The sequence below is a fragment of the Blautia sp. SC05B48 genome, from assembly GCF_005848555.1.
In the GTDB taxonomy this organism is placed as follows: Bacteria; Bacillota; Clostridia; order Lachnospirales; family Lachnospiraceae; genus Blautia_A.
This window is the reverse complement of sequence record NZ_CP040518.1, coordinates 2,941,575-2,962,433: the sequence shown is the minus strand read 5'-3', so window position 1 is coordinate 2,962,433 and position 20,859 is coordinate 2,941,575. Positions and strand designations below refer to the sequence as shown.

General features: G+C 42.5%; 19 protein-coding genes. 3 read left to right on the top strand and 16 right to left on the bottom strand.

Features of this window, described 5'->3' with window-relative positions:
• Window positions 1-21: 21 nt before the first annotated feature.
• The 10 genes from EYS05_RS13755 to EYS05_RS13710 form a co-directional block, all read right to left on the bottom strand.
• Window positions 22-2,346 carry a RelA/SpoT family protein gene (locus EYS05_RS13755; RefSeq protein WP_118515623.1) on the bottom strand — a complete coding sequence of 775 codons (2,325 nt, stop codon included), beginning with the start codon at window positions 2,344-2,346 and terminating at the stop codon, window positions 22-24.
• Between the two features lie 78 nt (window positions 2,347-2,424).
• Window positions 2,425-2,949: an adenine phosphoribosyltransferase gene (locus EYS05_RS13750; RefSeq protein ID WP_118515621.1), complete on the bottom strand. Its 525-nt coding sequence runs from the start codon at window positions 2,947-2,949 to the stop codon at window positions 2,425-2,427.
• 202 nt (window positions 2,950-3,151) lie between these two features.
• The gene (gene recJ / locus EYS05_RS13745; RefSeq protein WP_138277362.1) at window positions 3,152-4,870 is read right to left on the bottom strand and encodes a single-stranded-DNA-specific exonuclease RecJ; all 1,719 of its coding nucleotides are present in this window, start codon (window positions 4,868-4,870) and stop codon (window positions 3,152-3,154) included.
• 166 nt (window positions 4,871-5,036) lie between these two features.
• The gene (gene secD, locus EYS05_RS13740; RefSeq protein WP_118623695.1) at window positions 5,037-7,463 is read right to left on the bottom strand and encodes a protein translocase subunit SecD; all 2,427 of its coding nucleotides are present in this window, start codon (window positions 7,461-7,463) and stop codon (window positions 5,037-5,039) included.
• A 15-nt stretch (window positions 7,464-7,478) separates the two neighbouring features.
• A complete protein-coding gene (gene scfB, locus EYS05_RS13735) occupies window positions 7,479-8,843 on the bottom strand; it encodes a thioether cross-link-forming SCIFF peptide maturase (protein WP_174235851.1) in 1,365 nt (454 codons plus the stop codon).
• Window positions 8,844-8,985: 142 nt separating this feature from the next.
• Window positions 8,986-9,126, bottom strand: coding sequence for a six-cysteine ranthipeptide SCIFF (scfA, locus tag EYS05_RS13730; RefSeq protein ID WP_015524633.1), 141 nt, complete (start codon window positions 9,124-9,126; stop codon window positions 8,986-8,988).
• Window positions 9,127-9,208: 82 nt separating this feature from the next.
• The gene (locus EYS05_RS13725) at window positions 9,209-9,559 is read right to left on the bottom strand and encodes a TIGR04086 family membrane protein (protein ID WP_118515615.1); all 351 of its coding nucleotides are present in this window, start codon (window positions 9,557-9,559) and stop codon (window positions 9,209-9,211) included.
• Window positions 9,560-9,615: 56 nt separating this feature from the next.
• Window positions 9,616-11,331 carry a hypothetical protein gene (locus EYS05_RS13720; RefSeq protein WP_118515613.1) on the bottom strand — a complete coding sequence of 572 codons (1,716 nt, stop codon included), beginning with the start codon at window positions 11,329-11,331 and terminating at the stop codon, window positions 9,616-9,618.
• Window positions 11,332-11,539: 208 nt separating this feature from the next.
• Window positions 11,540-12,133, bottom strand: a complete 594-nt coding sequence (locus EYS05_RS13715) for a YdcF family protein (protein WP_118515611.1) — start codon at window positions 12,131-12,133, stop codon at window positions 11,540-11,542.
• A 144-nt stretch (window positions 12,134-12,277) separates the two neighbouring features.
• On the bottom strand, window positions 12,278-13,042 hold the full coding sequence (locus EYS05_RS13710; protein WP_118515609.1) for an N-acetylmuramoyl-L-alanine amidase: 765 nt from the start codon (window positions 13,040-13,042) through the stop codon (window positions 12,278-12,280).
• Between the two features lie 228 nt (window positions 13,043-13,270).
• On the opposite strand from EYS05_RS13710, the gene EYS05_RS13705 reads away from it, so the two are divergent.
• From EYS05_RS13705 to EYS05_RS13695, 3 genes are all read left to right on the top strand, one after another.
• Complete coding sequence (locus tag EYS05_RS13705) at window positions 13,271-14,248, top strand: ABC transporter substrate-binding protein (RefSeq protein ID WP_118515607.1); 978 nt, start codon at window positions 13,271-13,273, stop codon at window positions 14,246-14,248.
• An 89-nt stretch (window positions 14,249-14,337) separates the two neighbouring features.
• Window positions 14,338-15,252, top strand: a complete 915-nt coding sequence (locus EYS05_RS13700) for an ABC transporter permease (protein WP_118515605.1) — start codon at window positions 14,338-14,340, stop codon at window positions 15,250-15,252.
• Window positions 15,253-15,254: 2 nt separating this feature from the next.
• Window positions 15,255-16,049 (top strand): ABC transporter ATP-binding protein, encoded by a 795-nt coding sequence (locus tag EYS05_RS13695; RefSeq protein WP_118515603.1) that lies wholly within the window; start codon window positions 15,255-15,257, stop codon window positions 16,047-16,049.
• Window positions 16,050-16,173: 124 nt separating this feature from the next.
• On the opposite strand, the gene EYS05_RS13690 is transcribed toward EYS05_RS13695, so the two are convergent.
• From EYS05_RS13690 to EYS05_RS13665, 6 genes are all read right to left on the bottom strand, one after another.
• On the bottom strand, window positions 16,174-17,106 hold the full coding sequence (locus EYS05_RS13690; RefSeq protein WP_118623693.1) for a DUF5688 family protein: 933 nt from the start codon (window positions 17,104-17,106) through the stop codon (window positions 16,174-16,176).
• 306 nt (window positions 17,107-17,412) lie between these two features.
• A complete protein-coding gene (locus tag EYS05_RS13685) occupies window positions 17,413-17,883 on the bottom strand; it encodes a low molecular weight protein-tyrosine-phosphatase (RefSeq protein WP_044960656.1) in 471 nt (156 codons plus the stop codon).
• A 215-nt stretch (window positions 17,884-18,098) separates the two neighbouring features.
• Complete coding sequence (locus EYS05_RS13680; RefSeq protein WP_044960653.1) at window positions 18,099-19,313, bottom strand: site-specific integrase; 1,215 nt, start codon at window positions 19,311-19,313, stop codon at window positions 18,099-18,101.
• 104 nt (window positions 19,314-19,417) lie between these two features.
• Window positions 19,418-19,639, bottom strand: coding sequence for an excisionase (locus tag EYS05_RS13675; protein ID WP_021650362.1), 222 nt, complete (start codon window positions 19,637-19,639; stop codon window positions 19,418-19,420).
• A gap of 424 nt (window positions 19,640-20,063) precedes the next feature.
• Window positions 20,064-20,336: a helix-turn-helix domain-containing protein gene (locus EYS05_RS13670; protein WP_015541278.1), complete on the bottom strand. Its 273-nt coding sequence runs from the start codon at window positions 20,334-20,336 to the stop codon at window positions 20,064-20,066.
• Window positions 20,323-20,760: an RNA polymerase sigma factor gene (locus tag EYS05_RS13665; protein ID WP_005426505.1), complete on the bottom strand. Its 438-nt coding sequence runs from the start codon at window positions 20,758-20,760 to the stop codon at window positions 20,323-20,325. Before EYS05_RS13665 ends, EYS05_RS13670 begins: the two co-directional genes overlap by 14 nt.
• Window positions 20,761-20,859: the final 99 nt, after the last annotated feature.

Genomic DNA, 20,859 nt, shown 5'->3' with positions numbered 1-20,859 from the left:
AAAATTCCTCCGTTTATCGGGTCAGCCCGTTGTTCGCTCTACATCAAGAACACTTTCAACCTGACGGATCTTTTCGATCAGAGAATTCAGTTCCTGTTTGCTGCATACATTAAAGGACATGGAAATCGTGGCGCGTTCCTGCTTGTTGGTACGGCTGTTAATGGAACGAAGATCGATCTTCCTCTCTGTAAAGATCTTGGAGATATCCACCAGAAGTCCGGTACGATTATTTGCGTAAACCTGGATCTCAGCTTCGTATTTCTCGGAATCCGCTCTGTCCGGCATCTGCCACTCTGCTTCAATGAGACGTTTCCTGTCAATCTCAGGCATGTTGAGCACATTCACACAATCTGTACGATGGATGGTGATTCCCCTTCCTCTTGTTACAAAGCCCACAATCTCATCTCCCGGAATCGGACTGCAGCATTTAGAAAATCGAACTGCCACATCATGGACACCTTTTACTACAATACCACTCTTACTCTTGGCAATATGAAGCTTCTCCTGTGATTCGGAAGCTGCCTCCAGAACCTGTTCATCTGTAAGATTCTTCTTATGCTCCCGCTCATAGGCTTCTACCAGCTTGTTAAACACCTGACCTTCTTTCAGGCCGCCATGTCCGATAGCTGCCAGTACAGAATCCCAGTCTCGGAAACCATATTTATGCATTACCGATTCCATATACTGTGGCTTGGTATATATGCCTAGTTTAAAGCCCTTGGTCTTGGCATACTGATTCAGCATGTCCTTACCCTTCAGAATATTATCTTCCTTCAGTTCCTTCTTAAACCACTGGTTGATCTTATTCTTAGCCTGTGTACTCTTTACGATCTTCAGCCAGTCACGGCTGGGGCCCTGAGAATTCTGGGAAGTTATGATCTCAATACGGTCACCGTTTTTGATCTTATATTCAATAGGAACAAGTTTGCCATTGACCCTGGCACCTACCATCTTGTTTCCTACCGCACTGTGCACACTGTACGCAAAATCAATAGGTGTAGAGCCATTGGGAAGCGTTTTTACATCTCCCTGGGGAGTGAAACAGTAAACACTGTCCGCAAAAAGATCCAGATCATTTTTCAGAAGGCTCATGAACTCCCGGTTATCAGACATATCACGCTGCCACTCCAGGATCTGGCGCAGCCAGTTCAGCTTCTCTTCCTCGCTCTTTCCAGGTTTCTTACCATCGGAAGTTTCCTTATATTTCCAATGAGCTGCAATACCGTATTCTGCGGTTTTATGCATTTCAAATGTACGGATCTGGATTTCGAAAGGCTGTCCGTTAGGACCAATAAGCGTTGTATGCAGAGACTGATACATATTGGCCTTCGGCATTGCGATATAATCTTTAAATCTGCCGGGGATAGGCTTGTACATCTCATGGATAACACCAAGAGCTGCATAACAGTCCTTCACAGTATCTACAATGATACGTACAGCAAACAGGTCATAAATCTGATCAATGGTTTTATCCTGATTGACCATCTTCTTATAGATGCTGAAGAAATGCTTCACGCGGCCATCCACCTGTGCCCTGATGTTGGCATCCTCCATATGCTGCTTTACCTGTTTCACGATAGAATTAACAAATTCCTCACGGGCGCTTTTGCGAAGGGCAACCTTTTCAACCAGATCATAGTAGACATCCGGCTTCAGATACTTAAGAGAAAGATCATCCAATTCCACCTTGATCTTGGAAATACCAAGCCGCATAGCAATAGGAGCATAGATATCCATGGTTTCCCTTGCCTTCTCCTGCTGTTTCTCCGGTCTCATATACTGCAGGGTACGCATATTATGAAGACGGTCTGCAAGTTTGATCAGGATAACGCGGATATCCTTAGCCATTGCAAGGAACATCTTTCTTAAATTTTCAGCCTGAACCTCTACCTTATCCTTAGAATATGACAGCTGACCCAGCTTGGTAACACCATCTACCAGAAGTGCTACCTCAGAACCAAATTCCTTTTCTACTTCTTCATAAGTCATCCAGGTATCTTCTACCGCATCATGAAGAAGACCTGCCACTATGGTCTCCTTATCCAGTTCAAGATCCGCAAGGATGATCGCAACACAGAGAGGATGAATGATATAAGGTTCACCGGATTTACGTTTCTGATCCTTATGTGCCTCACTGGCCACTTTATAGGCCTTTTCAATCATGGAAATATCTGTAGACGGATGATATTTCTTGACACTTTTTATCAGCTCCTGATAAAGAACCTCGGGGCTTGTAAAATCATGCATGGATTTCACCGCCGCATCTGCCTTCCGAACAGACTCTCTTTTTTCTTCTTCCTTCTGTATCTCAATGTTTTGTTTTTCCGTATTTTTTGTCTCTGCCATTAAATCCCACCTGCCTGTGCACAATTTCATACTGCCGTATGACTACAACAGTTCACATCCCCTTCCACCGACAAAAAATCATTTTCCGTCGTAACAGATCACAGATGCCACATCATAACCTTTGAGACGCTCACGTCCCTTCAGACCTGCAAGCTCCATGAGGAAAACAACTTTAACAACTACACCTCCAAGCTCCTCCACAAGCTTGATGGCTGCTTCCACACTTCCGCCCGTAGCGATCAGGTCATCCACGATAACAACCCTCTGTCCCGGCTTGATGGAATCTTTATGCATCTCAATAGTTGCACTTCCATACTCCAGATCGTAGGTTCTGGAAACGGTCTCACATGGAAGTTTTCCTGCTTTACGGACCAGAACAAAGGGTTTGTGAAGATTATATGCGATCGGCATACCAAAGATAAATCCTCTGGATTCAAGACCTGTGATCACATCGAACTCCACACCCTCCAGACAATCCTGCATAGAATCAACGGCAAGCTGTAATCCATCCGCATCCTGAAGGACGCTGGTAACATCACGGAAAATAATCCCTGGCTCTGGAAAGTCCGGGATACTTCTTACATATTCTTCTATTTTTTTCATAATAACCTCCAATGGTTTAATTTGTCAATCAGATGTTAGATAGTATAGCACTTTTTCTGTAGGGAATCAATGTGCAACCCGACAGAACTCGCGGAATTACGACAGGCCCTGGACTACATATTGCCCAGTGCAGAGCTTTCTTTCCTGTTTAACAGTCAATTACTTGCTGTCAGGACCTGCATTTTAGTGATACCTTCTCCTGTTATTCTGTAATATAATTCCGGATCACGATCTGTAAAGTTTCTCTTCCCTGATAACGGTTGATCTCAGGATAATATGTGACCGCCATACTTCCACAGTTTTTTATTCTATCAACAAATTCATCTGCTTCGCCAAAATATACTGCTTCCACTACACAACCAGCGCCATCTGACAGCTGGAGCTTCGCTACATTCCTATTTTTGCCAAGAATACGGCTGCTTAAAACCCGAAGTCCCTTCTGTGCAAAAATCGGTTTGGTATTTCCTTTTCCAAAAGGCTCCAGCAGGGATATCTCTTCCACAAGTTCCTTATTTATATAGGAAACCGGCATTGGCACATCGATCAGGATCTTTGGAGTCAGATCCTTTTCTGTCAGAGTACAGTTTTCGTTTAACCGTCTACGGAACTCTTCCACATTTTCTTCTTTAATGGATAATCCGGCAGCCATAGGATGACCGCCATACTGTTCCATCAGATCTCCGCATTTTACCAGTTCCTCAAACATAGAATAGCTTTCTATGGAACGTCCGCTGCCTTTCACCATTGTTTCACCTTTTGTCAGGACAAAGACCGGTTTATTGTACTTTTCCCGAATACGTCCTGCAATAATTCCAGCCAGACTTTCATGACAGTCCGGTAGATAGATCACAAGAACCCTGTCCTGTCCGATTTCTGTCTCTTCCACAATACGGATTGCCGCTTCCTTTCCCTCTTCTGTGAGAGCTTTTCTGCTTTGATTCAACGCAGTCAGATCGCCGGCAAGTTTTGCCGCTTCATCTTCCGTCTCCGCACAGAGCAGTTTCAGGGAACGTGCAGCGGTATCCAGTCTTCCACTGGCATTGATACATGGTCCCAGCACAAACCCTACATGATAGGCAGTGATCGGCCCATCCTCCAGGCCATTGGCACGGATCAGTTCACGGAGACCTTTGTTAAAAGTGTGGGAAAGTCGTTTCAGGCCTTCCTTTACAAGGATACGGTTTTCACCCTGAAGATCCATCACATCTCCCACCGTGGCAATGGCTCCTAATTCCAGAAAATCTTCCAACTCTTTTTCCGGAATCCCACATGCCTCATAGAGAGCTGTCACCAGCTTCAATGCAACAACTGCTCCGCACAATCTTTTCTCCGGATAATTACAGTCCGGTTGTTTTGGATTTACAATGGCATCAGCCGGCGGAAGGATCAGTTCTCTTCCATCTTCCGTTTCTTTATAGGGAATTTCATGATGATCGGTTATTATCACCGTCATTCCATTCTCTTTAGCCATAGTGATTTCATTGTACGCCGCAATTCCATTATCACAGGTAACAATTACGTCAATCCCATCATTCACTGCTCTTTCGATCAGGTGCTCATGGATTCCATATCCGTCCGCCACACGGTCCGGAATATATGTATCTGCCAGAGCTCCTGCACGCTTCAGTCCTTTGATCAGAATGAAAGTCGATACTACCCCATCAATATCATAATCGCCTATAATACGGATGCGTTTTTTTTTCTTTATTTTATTCTGCAGGATCTGCACTGCCTTATCCACATCTTTCATCAAATGCGGAGAAGCCAATTCTTCCACCGTTCCATAAAGATATCTACGAATTTCATCCCTATCCTGTACATCCCGATTTCGGATCAGTCTGGCGATCACCGGATCAATTCCGAACTCTTTTCCAATTGTCGCAAAATCCGCCCGTTTTGCAGCAACAACCCATCGTTCCATGTTGTTTCCTCCTTGATGCTTTGCCGCTTTCTTTCTTCAAAGCAACACAATAACCGTATTGTAACTCATACTCCTGCATAGCTGCAAGTTTTTTATGCCACACAAAAAAACGTTCCGCCAGGAAATTTTCTTTCCTGGTACGGAACGTTTCTGTTATTCAGCAGTTTTATTCAGATTTCTCCTCATCATTCTGCTGCTTTGCTGCCTCCTGCGCTGCAAGACGCTCGGCAACTCTTTTACGGTTTTTCTTCTTCGGCTGCTGCTGAACTGTCTGCTGTCCGGATGGCTGTTTTACCTTTTTCTCGGATTTCTCGGCAGAAGTCTTAGTTGAAGCTGCTGCAGCTGCCGGTGCGGCAACACGATTTTTTCTGAATGTTTTCATAGTGTACCACAGAGCACCTGTGATGCATACAGAGGAATATGCTCCGCCGATGATACCTACCATCAACGGTGCTGCAAACTCTTTAATTGAAGAAACACCCATTACATAAAGAATTGCAACCATTACAAACGTTGTCAGGGATGTGTAAATGCTTCGTGTCAAAGTCTCTGTAACACTTGTATTTACGATCTCTTTCAGTTTCTCATCCTCAACTTTCTTTCTGCCTCTCATATTCTCACGGATACGGTCGAAGATGACAATGGTAGCATTGATGGAATAACCTACGATTGTCAGCATACACGCAATAAATGTATTTCCTACAGATGTTCTGGAAATAACATAAAACGCAAGTACGACCAGAACATCATGAAGAAGTGCAAGTACTGCACTGCTTGCAAAGCGGATATCCTTGAAGCGGAACCAGATGTAAAGAAGCATGAAGATCGCAGCTACGATAACCGCTACGATAGCGTCTCTTCTCATCTCATTGCTGACAGTAGCGGAAATATTCTCCGATGTGATCAGACTTGTATCTACATCAAAATTTTCCTCCAATGCCTTATTCAGTGCTTCACGTTCCTTAAGATCCAGAGAACGTGTTTTGATCACAACCTGATTGGTTCCCTGCACCTTGGTCGGCTGTACATTCTTATCACCTGTCACTGCCTCAACAACCGGTGTTACCTCGGAATCGATTTCCTTGATATCCATCTCTTTATTGAAGGTTACATTGGTAGAAGTACCACCAGAAAACTCCAGACTGTAATTCATTGCTTTGTCCCCGATCACATTACTGTGGACCAGCATTCCTACAGGCCCGCAAAGGATCAGGATAATTGAAACAACAAAGAAGATTTTTCTCTTTCCAATGAAATCCACAACCTTACGTTCCTTGGCAATACCATAGAATTTCGGGTCACGAACGCCAATTGCATATACCGCATTAATAACAAGCCTGGATATGACCAGTGCTGTAAACATGGAGATCACGATACCCATTGCCAGTGTGTAGGCAAATCCCTTAACAGAACCGGAGCCCAGCCACATCAGCACACAAGCCGCAATCAGTGTTGTGATGTTTCCATCAAAAATAGCGGAAAACGCTTTGCTGAATCCACTTTTGATTGCTGCATGGACAGAAAGACCTGCCGCAATCTCCTCACGGATTCTGGCGTAAATGATAACATTGGCATCCACTGCCATACCAATGCCCAGGATGATACCTGCAATACCCGGAAGCGTAAGGGTGATATCAAAGGCATTCAGTGTGATCAGCATTAAGGTTGTATAAAGAACCAGTGCAATAGATGCAACCAGACCTGGAATACGGTATGCGATGATCATGATCAGCATAACGATCACAAGACCGATAGCTCCGGCTTTTACACTTGTTGCAATGGCTTCTTCACCAAGCTGTGCAGCAACTACGCTGGAACGAAGTTCGGTAAGCTCAAGACTTAAAGAACCGATTCTTATGTAAGAAGCAAGATTCTGTGCCTCTTCTGTACTTGCCATTCCGGTGATCTGCGCTTTTCCACCGGAAATCTCCTCATTTACATTCGGAGCGCTTAAAACCTGATCGTCATATACGATTGCAATCTGCTTTCCAACATTTGCCTTGGTAGCTTCCGCAAATTTGGTTTTTCCATTCTTTGTAAGAGTCAGGCTGACTGCATATTTCTGGGAGCTTGTGGATGAATCCTGATAAGCACCTCCCTCAGCGTCTGCAACGTCTGTACCTTCCAGTACAACAGATCCGGCTTTCTGGATATCCTCAATACTTCTTGCAAGAACATATCCACTCTCACTGTTTCCTGTTGTAAAATTCTTGTTTCCGTCTGCATCTGTCTGATCGATAAAATACAGAGAACCTGGCTTTCCAAGTTCTTCCAGGATCGCATTTGCATCTGATACTCCTGGAATCTCAATAGTGATACGGTTGGAACCTTCCTGATATGCCTGTGCCTCAGTACTGTACTGAGAAACACGCTGCTGCATCTTGTAAACAGTATCGGACATATCTTCCTTGCTCGGATTGCTGTCCTTAGCCTGGTATGTGATGCTGACACCGCCGGCAAGATCAAGTCCGGTATTGATGTTCTTAGCCGAACCTGTTCCTGTAGGACCAATGCCTACCGCAGCCACATAGCAGAAGAATACTGTGACAATTGCTGTCAGAAGCAGCACTGCAATTCCTCTACTTTTCTTCATTTTCTTTTTCCTCTCTTATTCCGCCAAAGCGGCTTTTATCATGATAGCGCACTCCACACGCTTCCTCTGGAGTTCGCATCCGATCTTATAATTCCCCCGGATATCTCCGCCGAAGTGGTAACCATTTGCCGCACAGCCGCCGCTGCAGTAGAATCTGGCAAAACAGTCTTTACAGTCCGGTTTCGTATAGACGTTACATCTTCCAAAGTCTTTTACGATTTCAGGCTTTGTGATTCCCTCGTCTACATTACCCATAAGGTACTGTTCCTCACCAACAAACTGGTGGCATGGATAAAAATCTCCCCACGGAGTAACAGCCAGGTACTCGGTTCCTGAGCCGCATCCGGAAAGTCGTTTATATACACACGGACCACCGGTAAGGTCTATCATAAAGTGGAAGAAGTTGAATCCTTTTCCTTCTTTTTCTCTTCTGATCATTTCTTTTGCAAGAATGTCATACTGTTCCAGAATCTGTGGGATGTCCTCCTCACGGATCGCATACTCTTCTGTATCTGCTGCCACAACCGGCTCAACAGAAATCTGTTTGAAGCCAAGGTCAGCCAGATGCAGAACATCCTGAGAAAAATCAAGATTATGATGAGTAAAGGTTCCTCTTACATAATACTTGTCCTGATTTCTGGATTCCGCAAATTTCTCAAATTTCGGCATGATCAGATCATAGCTTCCTGCACCCTTACGGAACGGGCGCATGTAATCATGGACTTCTTTTCTGCCGTCCACGCTTAAGACTACATTTCCCATCTCCTTATTGCAGAATTCCATCACCTCATCATTTAAAAGAACGCCGTTGGTTGTCAGTGTGAAGCGGAATTTTTTGTTATGAAGTTTCTCCTGTTCTCTTCCGTATTTCACAAGATCCTTTACGACCTGCCAGTTCATAAGAGGCTCGCCGCCAAAGAAATCCACTTCCAGATTCTTTCTGGAGCCGGAATTAGCGATCAGGAAATCCAAAGCCTTTTTTCCTACTTCAAAGGACATCAGTGCACGTCTTCCGTGATACTCTCCTTCTTCTGCAAAACAGTATCTGCATGCCAGATTACAGTCATGAGCAATATGAAGACAAAGAGCCTTTACAACAGTCTGGCGGTTTTTGGTAAATTCATCAATAATATTCTCATAAATATCTTTTGTAAAAAGCATTCCCTGTTCCTGAAGCTTCTTACATTCAGTTACAGATGTTTCCACATCCTCTTTCTTAAAACGGTCGCCAAGCTTCTCAGCTATGGCATCCGCTTCCATGCCTTCTTCAAGATATGGCAGTACCTCATAGGTTATTTCATCTACAAGGTGGATACAGCCACTGTTGATATCCAGCACAATATTATATCCATTACTTTGATAACGGTGAATCAGACTCATCTTCCCGCAATCCTTTCTAAAATTCTTTTATAACCCGACAAAACGCGCCCTCCGGCGCGTTTTGCTGGATACCTGTTACTTCAGATAAAACAAGTGAAGCAGCGGATCTCCCGCTGCTTTCCACTCATTCAACGGCTGCTTCTTATTTATGCTCGCAGCTCTGGTTTCCTACTGTACAGGAAGTCTTGCAAGCAGACTGACAGGATGTCTGACATTCGCCACATCCACCCTTCTTAACCGTGTTCTGAAGGTTCTTTGTATTTAATGTCTTGATATGTTCCATGATATATCCTCCTTTATGTATTCTATTCTTCGCCTAGTATAGCATAAAATCATCGATTTTCAAAGCATTTTTTTGTAAGCTTTTACGACAGCATCCCACCAATGGCTCCGCCACCAAGACACATAAAAAAAGTAGTCAACGCATGGGCAAAGGTCATATCCCATTTCCCCTGTGCCAGAAAAGATACCAGAAGCAGCAGAACATAATAAGAAAGCCCGGTAACGATCCCCCAAATATATCGGTCTTTCCGTATGATCTTTCCCGCCATAAAACCTCCGGCCAGGCAGGATACCACATAAATAATAATGATCCCTACCGCCGCCGTCCCTCCTCCAAATTCAAACTGAAAGAGCAAAAATGCCAGTATCAGAAGAAAAAGTCCTGTCACTCCATAGGCCAGCAGCAATGATCGTAATATTGCTTTTCCCTTCATAAAAAAGCCCTCCCACAGTCATTATATGGGAGAGCTTTTTCTCTTATTCTTATTCATTACTTCTTTCTTTTCTTAAAAAACACAGCTACACCGGCTACAACTGCCGCTGCCACAAACAAGATCACAAACGGAAGAATCTGGGTGTTATCTCCAGTATTTACCTGTTTCTTGGATGTTGTTGCAGAAGACTGTTCTTCAGCCTCATTCCCCGCCGTATCACTGTTCTGAGAAGAAGGCTGTTCCTGATCCGGGCTATCTGAAGTCAGATTCTGAGATGTCTCCGCCGCATTGGTGTCTGTACTGTCTGTTTCTGCAGGATCTGCAGTACCTGAAGATGAAGCATCCGAAGACGAAGCATCTGCTGCAGGTGTAATCGTTGCACCGGTATTGCTTTCAGCATCTGGCCCTACCAGAGATTTACTTCCGGCAATGCCAAATGGGCTGAATGAATGTGTACTGAAAGTCATTGTGTCACCATCCACGCTTGGAATGATGGTCTCCATTGCGCCATTATCAAGAAGGTGCTCAATAGAATATGTATAGCCGGCCTTTACAGGTACAGTCACACTGATATACTCTCCATCCGGAATTTTATACTCTGTATTATTCTGTGTATCCCAGAGTTCAAACTCATAGGATTTAAAGATCGTTGCATCTTCTTCATTGGTAAACTGATAATCCTCACCACCGGAAACACGAAACTGTACATACCACGGAAGATCGATTCCTGATACCGTGATTCCATCACAGGTATGATTTTGAGACGCAATTTCCTCTTTTTCTTTTTCTGTCAGATCGGTAGCTGCATTCTGAGGGCGTTTATCCTCTGTATCATCTTTCCTGTCAAAAATATTATTCTTGTTTTCTTCAGCATCAGGAGTCTCCGTGATTTCCGGGATCGCGGTGATTTCAGCATCGTTATTTTTTTCATGATTCTCATCGTCTCTGCTCTCAGATGCTGCATCAGGATCCATATCATCTTCTGCCGCCGGAGTTATCGTTACAGCAGGAGTTTCCGCAGCTTCTGCTTCTTCCCCATCCTGAGTTTTATTATCCTCAGATGGTGCAGCTGTTACCTCCGGAGCTTCCGTTATCTCCGGATCCCTTTTTTCCTCTCCACTGGCATCTGCTGTATCTGAAGAATCTGAAGAAGACTGCTCCGTTTTTCCTGTTGTCTCCGAATCTTCTTTATTCTCATTCTCCTGAACACTGTCAGTCTGCAGACCTTCGTTCTTCCCTTCATTCTCTGCAGTGCTGTCCTCTGTTTCTTTTACGGAAGTATCTGCATCACTCTCATTGACGTCAGTTCCATTTTCCTCTTTATCATCGGTTTCGTAGGATTCTCCTGAATCAGAAGAATCGGAGCTTTCCTCACTTCCGGAATTTTCCTCTGTACTGTCAAGGCTGCTGACCACAACTGTCACGGAACCTGTAAGTGTTCCTGAATTACTGTCCCACCCTGGAAGACCTGAAAGGTCAGCCCCTGCAGCAGGTTTGAATACTACCCCACAGGATTGTACACGTTTGTCCGGAACATAAGAACTATCTGCCCAGGAAAGAGTTCCATACGCATTAGATGGAAGCGCAATGTTAGCAAGAGCTGTAGGGCTGTCAATAGTTATATTATCCGGGATCACAGCACCGGATTCTATACCTGAAGAGTTCTCCGCATATGCCGGAAAGGTCTGTCCTCCGATCAGTGTCATGGATAATGCCGCTGCTGCCAGTATTGAAAAGCTTCTGCTAAATGTATTCTTTGTGTTCTTTTTCATAATAATCTGCACCTCTATATTCAAAATCTAAGATTCATATTTGCCTTTTGTCAAAAAATTCAGTTATATAAAATATCGAACGCATGTAACATGCGCTCGAACCAATATTTCTCCAAAAATTAATATCTTGTTAATCTTTCGTAACAGATATTTCGTTTTTTCGTCAAATGCATTATAACACAATTCTTTTTTTTACGACACCCCTAAATTAATTTTTTTTGAGCATCAATGAAAATTGTTTAATTATTTTAGTTATTTCCCCCATTACTTCATCAATTCCATCATTTGTCATAATCCACGTATTTTTATCTATAGAATCCACACAACATGAACTCACAAAGAATTCCGTATCCGGATAAAGCAACTTGTAATACATCAATGCACGCCTTGCATGACAGGTTTTACAGCAGAGAATCGCCTTTTTGATATCCAGGTATTCTCTGTCTGTTACCTGTCGGGAATAAATTGCATTCTCATAAGTATAGGTTGCCTGATCTTCTTTCAGGATTGCTTCCTCTGGTACACCATTCTGCATCAGGACATCTTTCAAAAAATCCCATTCCGTTTTGTATGTCCCACAATAACATTCTTTCTTGTCAAGAACTCCTGTAAATCTCCCTGCTGTGATACTGTATCTTCCACTGGGCAGGATCTTTGGTGCAAACCCATTCCTGTAAAGCTCCGCTGCTTTTTCCGCCATTTGAGGATATCCGTTTCCTGGAATAAAGATCACATCCGCTTTTTCCGGCTTATCTTCTATAAACATGAAATCTTCTATCTGTTTCAGAAACTCTTCGTACATTATTTTCTATGTCCTTTCTTTACCATCTGCAGCTAAATCCCGGATCAAAAGATATTTATCTGACAGATATCCCTTATCCAGCTTTCTGTATTGCCTAATCATATCACTCTTTCGTGGCAGATGCACTAACAGATCATCTGTTTTCTATTTTGTAACGATCACTGTGCTATATCCTCTGTCCCTCAGCCTTTGTTCCATATTGACCGCATTTCCAAGCTGCATATATGCTCCTACCTGAACTTTGTAAAGATCATTCTCTCTCAGGATAAACGCCGGAAATCCCTGATCTGTCAGCTGATACAACATCCGGTCTGCGTTTTCCCGGTTTCGAAATGCTCCTGTCTGTACTCGATAATATAATGGTTCTTCCACAGTTTCCTCATTCAATGTTCCCAGAATGGCATCTGCGATGCTTCTGGCAATCTCTTCGAATTTTTTTTCAAAAAGCTGATTATCCTTTTCCGAGTTTATAAATCCGGTCTCGATCAAAAGTGCCGGCATTTTTGTGCGCCGGAGCACTACCAGCCCGGGACGTTCTTTCACGCCCAGTTCCCGAAACCCCAGTTCCCCCAATGCTCCCAGGATATTCTGTGCCATCTGATATTTAATGCCTTTCTTATCATAGACTAATACTTCAACTCCATTGTATTGTTCGGGCCCGGAACTACTGTTGCGATGAAAAGAAATAAAAAAATCTGCTCCGGCTTCATTTGCGGCTTTCGCTTTTTCAAAAGGAGTCTGATAAATATCGGTAGTCCTGGTATAAACCACATCCACGCCGTTCTCTTCCAGGATCTTTCCTACCGCAAGGGTCAGTTTCAGATTGTCATCCTTTTCCTTACGTTCTTTATAAACAGCACCTGGATCTTCTCCGCCGTGTCCGGCATCCAGAACGATTTTATATGCCATGTTCATTCTCCTCGAAAACTACATTCACAATATGATATGACCTTGTGTTTTTCTCTGTGCCTGCATTTCATTTCATGCTTTATTTTGTTTTTCCGGATCTGTTTATTCAACATATTTTCGCGTTAATTCTTCTTGACTTTTAAGCGTTAAAGTGTTATATTAACACAATCAGAGTTGCATTTTTAAATAATCCAAAAAATGCAGCAATATCGCGAGGAGGAAAACAATATGAAAAAGCGTATTTTAACAGCTGTACTCGCAGCAGCTCTTGTAACAGGGACCTGTGCTGCAACAGTAAGCGCCAAAGAAGAAAAGACTTACACAATAGGTATCTGCCAGCTGGTCCAGCATGATGCACTGGATGCCGCAACCAAGGGCTTTGAGGATGCGATCACTGAGAAAATGGGGGATTCCGTAAAATTCGACGAGCAGAATGCACAGGGTGATTCTAATACCTGTTCTACCATTATCAACGGCTTTGTTTCAGAGGGGGCAGACCTGATCCTTGCAAACGCAACCGCATCTCTTCAGGCTGCAGCTGCCGGAACTTCCGATATCCCGATCCTCGGAACAGCCGTTACCGAGTACGGTGTCGCTCTTGGGATCGATGACTTTGACGGAACAGTAGGCGGGAACATTTCCGGTACTTCTGATCTTGCTCCTCTTGATGAGCAGGCCGATATGCTCCATGAGCTTTTCCCGGATGCAAAAAATGTCGGACTTCTCTACTGCTCAGCAGAGCCGAACTCCCAATATCAGGTAGATACTGTAAAAGATGCTCTTGAGAAGCTTGGTTATACCTGTGAATATTATGCATTCTCTGATTCCAACGATCTTTCATCCGTTGTTACCACAGCTGCCAATGACAGCGATGTGATCTATGCACCTACAGATAATACTGTAGCATCCAATACTGAGATCATCAACAACATCTGTCTCCCGGCAAAGGTTCCGGTAATCGCTGGTGAAGAAGGTATCTGCAAGGCATGCGGTGTTGCAACACTTTCCATCAGCTACTATGATCTTGGATACAAAACCGGCGAAATGGCAGTCAGCATCCTTCAGGATGGTAAAGATATCTCCAAAATGCCGATTGAATATGCACCAAAATTCACAAAAGAATACAACAAAGACATCTGTGACGAGCTTGGTATTAAAATTCCGGATGGATATGAAGCAATCGAAACAGAAGAAACAGCTGAATAATCGGTAAAAAACCTATTATACACTGATACAGCGAGAAGGGAGTTACCCTTCTCGCTGTTCGTGCATAAAAAAGAGGAGGATAATTTAACATGCAGATTATGAGTTTAATGACCGCACTTCCGGGAGCTGCCGCACAGGGGCTTATCTGGGGAATCATGGCGATCGGTGTGTACATTACATTCCGCATTCTTGATATTGCGGATCTTACCGTTGACGGAACTTTATGTACAGGCGGCGCTGTTTGTATCATGATGATGCTCAGCGGACACAATGTATGGGTGTCCATGCTGGCTGCAACAGGAGCAGGACTTCTGGCAGGTCTTGCCACCGGTATTTTTCATACCTTTATGGGCATCCCGGCTATCCTTGCCGGAATCCTGACACAACTTTCCCTTTACTCTGTTAACCTGAAAATCATGGGAAAAGCAAACCAGGCGATCAATGTTGATAAATTTAATCTTCTGGTATCCCTTCGACGTGTCAAGGGTGTTGTTCTGACACAGAATACGCTTTTTATCGTAGCAATTATGATCGTTATTCTGATTGCAGTCCTTTACTGGTTCTTCGGAACTGAACTCGGATGTTCCCTGCGTGCGACCGGATGTAATCCAAGTATGTCGCGTGCACAGGGTATCAACACAGATCGTAATAAGGTTCTGGGACTGATGCTTTCCAACGGACTTGTTGCTCTTTCCGGTGCTCTTCTCACACAGTATCAGGGATTTGCAGATATCAACATGGGACGTGGTTCCATCGTTATAGGTCTTGCTGCAGTAATTATCGGCGAAGCGATCTTCAGCCGTATTTTCCGCAACTTTGCACTGAAGCTGTTAAGCGTTGTATTTGGTTCTATTCTTTATTACCTGGTACTTCAGATTGTTATCTGGATGGGAATTGATACAGACCTTCTTAAAATGCTTTCCGCACTCGTCGTTGCATTGTTCCTTGCTTTCCCATACTGGAAGGGCAAATACTTTACAAAAGCCAAACAGGGAGGTAAATGATCATGCTGAAACTGATCGATATACATAAAACATTTAATCCGGGCACCATCAATGAAAAGGTTGCTTTAAACGGCGTGGATCTTCATCTGAACGAAGGTGATTTTGTTACAGTCATCGGAGGAAACGGTGCCGGAAAATCCACTATGCTGAATGCAGTTGCCGGTGCCTGGCCTGTAGATTCCGGAAAGATCATTATCGGTGGAACCGATGTCACAAAACTTTCAGAATATAAAAGAGCCGCGTATCTTGGCCGTGTATTCCAGGATCCTATGACCGGAACTGCTGCAACTATGGGAATTGAAGAAAATCTTGCTCTTGCCAAACGCCGCGGAAAATCTCGCCTTCTCCGTCCGGGCATTACCCGTCAGGAACGGGAAGAATATCACGAACTCCTGAAGATTCTCGGTCTTGGTCTTGAGGACCGCCTCACTTCCAAAGTCGGGCTCCTCTCCGGTGGCCAGCGTCAGGCATTGACACTTCTGATGGCAACTTTAAAGAAGCCTCAGCTTCTTCTTCTGGATGAGCACACTGCTGCCCTTGATCCGAAGACTGCAGCCAAGGTTCTCGAGATCACAGACATGATCGTAACCCGCGATCATCTGACAACCATGATGATCACCCATAACATGCGTGATGCTATCACTCACGGCAACCGTCTGATCATGATGTGGGAGGGAAAGATCATTCTGGATATCCAGGGTGAAGAAAAGAAAAAGCTTACAGTCAAGGATCTTCTAGACAAATTCGAAGAAGCCAGCGGTGAAGAATTTTCCAACGATTCCGCACTTCTCAGCTAAACCACAAAAAAGCTTTTATGATAATAGTTAGACAAACAGCATAACACAGAGAAAGAACCTGGCCGGAATTTCATTCTTTATGATGGATTCCGGCCTTAATTTCCATATGCCACTTTTCTTTAGCTCATTTCAATTCCACAGAGAATTCACCACTCCTTCTGCTGTATCGATAAATGGAAGATGTCAGATAATCTTCTTCCGGAGTTGCTTTCTCGAGCGTATCACTTAGAACTTCTTTCAAATCTTCCGGATAAACCACATCCGCATTATGGACCATTACTTCATGAACACTGGTAAAAACCAGATACAGGTCTGACCCCAGAAGTTCAGAAAGACGTCTGGCTACCCCGGGCAAAAAGATTGCTGCCGCTCCATTAGTACGCTTTTCTGTACTCAGGCAATTCCCGGCAATCCCTTTATTTGGATGGTATGTTCCAAGGATATCCATGAAATTATCTCCTTCGTACGTCTTATCAAACAGCATTTTTTCCCAATGATAGATTCTTGGTGGGCTGATAAAATATGTATTTATTAGAGCAGCTTCGAAAACAGTATCCGCATCTTTTCCCCATTTCTCCACAAAACTTTTCTTGATCTTTGCACTCAGAACATATCCCTCTTTTTCTCCTGCAAGATAATAAACCACTAAAGCAATATCTCCGATTTTGTGATGAACCAGCTCCTTCAGTATAGTCCTGTTTTTATCTGCATTCAGAAGTCGAATAAAAAGTCTGCTTTTTACCTTCTCATAATCTTTCAGATCGTCCAAATCACATAGCACACAATTTTCACTGACTTTTTTTATCTCCCTAACACAATCATGAACGATATTTTCAAAAGAATGTTCCTGACAGTACCTTTTATAAAGCTCTTCTGTATGCAACCCGCAGACTGTTTTTGCCTTTTCCATATGACCACTTTCTACAAATAGCCTATCTCCCAAACAGCCATATTTTTCTCCATCGTTTGAAAAATAAATTTCTTCTTCCCGCAGATCCATAGCCGCAAGAAGAAGCTTTCTCAGGTCCGTGACAAAAGTTTCATAACCTTTTTCCATATTTAATTTCCTTTCTGTGAAACAAAGCGGACGAACGTCCTGACAAAATCCTGTGCGCTCTCACAACAACGCACAAAATGATTCTGATCTGATAACACAATTAGATATTTTCGTGGAAAGAACTTCCACTGTAGAATTGTAGAGAGCAGATTTCTCTGCTGAATCTGAGTTGCCTGCTGTATGAATCAGTATAATAGAAGTTTTCAGATTTGTAAAGAAGTTTTCATCGACAGAAAAAGCAGCTTCCGCCGCCTTTTACTGTCATACCTTTTGTATTGTTTCAGATTTGTGTCTCATTCCGAAATATCAGTAATGGATTTCTCCATGTTTCTCCAGATAATCCAGAAATCCCTCACAACCTTCCTGTATATCTTCATAAGTTTCATCAAAATTTCCTGTATACCAAGGATCCGCAATATCCCGTCCTGATCCGGCAAAAGTCAGAAACTTATAGAGCTTCTCTTCCGGATCATTCTTCAGCATCCTGTTAAGATTACGCATATTAGCAGAATCCATACCAATAATATAATCGGATTTTTCATAATCCGCCCACGTAATCTGCTTCGCTCTGTGCGGAACCAGTGGTATTCCCACTTCTCTCAGCTTGTTCACTGTTCCTCTGTGAGGCGGATTCCCAATCTCTTCTGTACTTGTTGCAAAACTGTCGATCAAAAACTGATCTGAAAGGCCGAGCGTTTTTACCTTGTGCGTAAAAACACTCTCGGCCATAGTTGATCTGCAGATATTGCCGTGGCAGACAAATAACACTCTTATCATTGCTTAAAACTCCTTGAAATGCTGTATTTACGCTGTTTACAGGCATTTTCCGATAATCTTCAATCCTGTCATTTTCCTGTATATCACAGCATAAATTCGTATATTTTCTTATCCAAATTTAGTAACTTCTTAGTAATAACCAGCCTGGAAAACAGGCTCTCTAAGAACCTTATAATCAGATTATTTTTAATTCTTTTTTCTATTATTTTATCATACTATGCCAGTTTTGCAATCCTATTCATCTCTTCTTTTGCATCAATTAATCCCAGATGCGTATATACATTTAACGTAACCCCTATATCAGAATGTCCCATTAAATATTGGAGTGCTTTCGGATTCATTCCAGCTTTCGCCATATTGGAACAATATGTATGCCTACATACATGAGGCGTGATCTTTGGCATTTGTTCCTCATGAGTACGATTATACTTTCCTAACGCCCACTGAAAATGTTTTTCCCAATGGAGTGCTACCTCAGGCATATCTTTTTTATCCAGGAATAAAAATCGACTATATCCATCTATAATCGGCTCAACCCTTACTTTTTTACGGTTTTTCACAATCTGTTCAAAACATTCATAAACTTCATCTGTCATCGGCAACATTCGTGTTCCACTTGAAGTTTTGGTATCTTCAATGACGTACTGCATTCCTCTGGTTCTCTGAAGCTGATGATTCACATTGATTTTTCTCTCCTGAAGATCAATATCTTTCACTGTCAATCCACAAAACTCAGAAATACGAAGTCCAGTCTTAAACAAAATAAACATTCCATTATAGTATTTTGAGTAATGGTCATCATTTCGGATAAACTCCAGAAATAACTCTTCCTGTTCTTTTGTAATTGCCTGTCTTGTAACACTGTCATTTACGACAACTGTACATAATTGAAATTCAAAAGGATTCTTGCGCAGTAAATCATCTTCAACTGCCATCTGAAATGCAGGTCTTACAATTCCACGCACACTGTGAATGGAACTGTATCCTCTTCCATCTGCTTGCAGCTTAATAAACCATGCTTTTGCATCCGACAATTTTATTTTATCTATTCTTCTGGTTCCGAATTCTTCTTTTTTTATTATATTGATCACAAAATCATAGTTCGCCTGAGTATTATGACGAACCCCCTTTTTTTGTCCAATATATTTTTGAACCAAATCCAAAACTGTTAAATTTCCTCCGTAAGGTACTATACCATCATGTAAATCTCTTTGGATATTTTTTTCTTTTTCCCTTAGAGCTAAGCATGGTCTGCATCCAGTTGGCAGAGAATCTGTTGGCTCTAATTTCCAACTATACAAAAACTTCTGCTTTCCATAACAATCTGTATATACAAACGCATATCTTCCATCTTTTCTCTGACTTTCTCCGTTTCGTAAAATTCGACCTTTTTTATCTCGTCGTTTTTGGTCACGTTTTGTTTTACCCAAACGTCTTCGCCCCTTTCTACGAAGAAGCCCTAGCACGATATAGGTATTATATCATACCAGGGCTAACATTTCCACTTTAAAGTGCTAAATTGTTCGTATATTTTTTACAAAGACGTAGTCTGATCCAGAAAGGCCTCAAATTTCTTACGGTTAATCAATGACTTACACCCCACCTGGACTGTAAAGCAACATTCTGAATTTAGATGTTCCGAAATAAGCATCCTTATTTTCTTTTCACCTATTCCGAAATATTGCACTGCTTCATCCACCGTAAGCATATATTTTTCCCAAATTGGAATCTTACCTTTTTCAATTTTAATCGCCACTCTTCTCTCCTCCTTTTCTCTTTGGACAAAACATTTTTATCTGCCCATGACAATTTACAATTTTATACACTGTCATCGGCAGATAAAATTACAATACAGGTGGCAGTTCAGTACTCTGCCCACATCGGTTTTGCACCGTCATTAAATATGACCAGATTTTTTCTGGAAGTATCATTATCACAGATATGCTTCGTCGCCCTGTGCAGCTGCTACACATTTTGTCAAATTCTTCTCGCTCCATACCTTTACTTCAATGTTATATTTCAGCATTTCCTCGTATTTACTCCATTAACAGAGCAGATATATCATGGCGGATTTACCTAGTGGCTCTACATATCTTCACGTCCTGTATGTAAAACAATATACAATTTTCAAGGTACAAAAATTCCTGAAGGGGAAAAGGAATCTATATTAAATACTCCCTTTACTGATTACTTTTCCTTACATATGATTTCGTATCAAATCCCAAGGTCTTAGTAATCAGTTTTGCTTCCAGGCGTTGACGCAGAGTTTCATCTACACAGTAATGCACCTGTCCAAATTCGTCAAACATTTTTCTGGTAGCCAAAACTGTTATGTACCCTTCATAATGCTTCAACACTGCCTGGATTGCCTCAGTATCACCAGTTGATGCTGCCTCAATAACATGGAATGGCAGCAAATCAAATGCGCATTTCTGTTTTTTACTTTTTTTCATTTGCAGATTCCTCCATATTTTTTCTCATCAGTTCCAGTGATCGTCTACGATGCTCATTAATTGTGCTGCGTACAAGATTCATTTCTCTGGCAATGTCTGCATCACTCATATCCATAAAATATGATAATAACACAACATTCCTTTTCTTTTCAGTAAGTGTCTGCAGTGCTTCAGCAATCAATGCATCTTTGACTTCTATGTCGTAACCCAGGACCTGAAAACGATGTGTTTCCATTTCATGCTCATCCATTATAAAAAGTCTGCTCAACTCCTTTTCTGATAATTCTGACAACATCACTTCATACTTCTGGCGATATGCCATATGCTTTTCATAATTAATAACTTCACTTTTCAATGCCAGCTTGCACAGAGAATCAAACTGATGTCTGACTGTCTGCTCATCTTGAAAAGAGGATTGCTCCATAAGAGTTCACCTCCTTCCCCGCCGGTAGGCAATAAGCAAAGTTCTTGCTTCCCCTTCACACATATCCCAAACGGATGAGTGCATTTGTCGGGGTGTGGG

Coding starts and splice junctions, on each gene's coding strand:
- EYS05_RS13715 (WP_118515611.1), bottom strand. CDS start 12,133: ATGTACGAAGAGTTTCTGAAACAGATAGAAGATTTCATGTTTATAGAA.
- recJ (WP_138277362.1), bottom strand. CDS start 4,870: ATGGAACGATGGGTTGTTGCTGCAAAACGGGCGGATTTTGCGACAATT.
- scfB (WP_174235851.1), bottom strand. CDS start 8,843: ATGAGTCTGATTCACCGTTATCAAAGTAATGGATATAATATTGTGCTG.
- EYS05_RS13720 (WP_118515613.1), bottom strand. CDS start 11,331: ATGAAAAAGAACACAAAGAATACATTTAGCAGAAGCTTTTCAATACTG.
- EYS05_RS13705 (WP_118515607.1), top strand. CDS start 13,271: ATGAAAAAGCGTATTTTAACAGCTGTACTCGCAGCAGCTCTTGTAACA.
- EYS05_RS13670 (WP_015541278.1), bottom strand. CDS start 20,336: ATGAAAAAAAGTAAAAAACAGAAATGCGCATTTGATTTGCTGCCATTC.
- EYS05_RS13665 (WP_005426505.1), bottom strand. CDS start 20,760: ATGGAGCAATCCTCTTTTCAAGATGAGCAGACAGTCAGACATCAGTTT.
- EYS05_RS13700 (WP_118515605.1), top strand. CDS start 14,338: ATGCAGATTATGAGTTTAATGACCGCACTTCCGGGAGCTGCCGCACAG.
- scfA (WP_015524633.1), bottom strand. CDS start 9,126: ATGGAACATATCAAGACATTAAATACAAAGAACCTTCAGAACACGGTT.
- EYS05_RS13685 (WP_044960656.1), bottom strand. CDS start 17,883: ATGATAAGAGTGTTATTTGTCTGCCACGGCAATATCTGCAGATCAACT.
- secD (WP_118623695.1), bottom strand. CDS start 7,463: ATGAAGAAAAGTAGAGGAATTGCAGTGCTGCTTCTGACAGCAATTGTC.
- EYS05_RS13695 (WP_118515603.1), top strand. CDS start 15,255: ATGCTGAAACTGATCGATATACATAAAACATTTAATCCGGGCACCATC.
- EYS05_RS13710 (WP_118515609.1), bottom strand. CDS start 13,042: ATGGCATATAAAATCGTTCTGGATGCCGGACACGGCGGAGAAGATCCA.
- EYS05_RS13725 (WP_118515615.1), bottom strand. CDS start 9,559: ATGAAGGGAAAAGCAATATTACGATCATTGCTGCTGGCCTATGGAGTG.
- EYS05_RS13750 (WP_118515621.1), bottom strand. CDS start 2,949: ATGAAAAAAATAGAAGAATATGTAAGAAGTATCCCGGACTTTCCAGAG.
- EYS05_RS13690 (WP_118623693.1), bottom strand. CDS start 17,106: ATGGAAAAAGGTTATGAAACTTTTGTCACGGACCTGAGAAAGCTTCTT.
- EYS05_RS13755 (WP_118515623.1), bottom strand. CDS start 2,346: ATGGCAGAGACAAAAAATACGGAAAAACAAAACATTGAGATACAGAAG.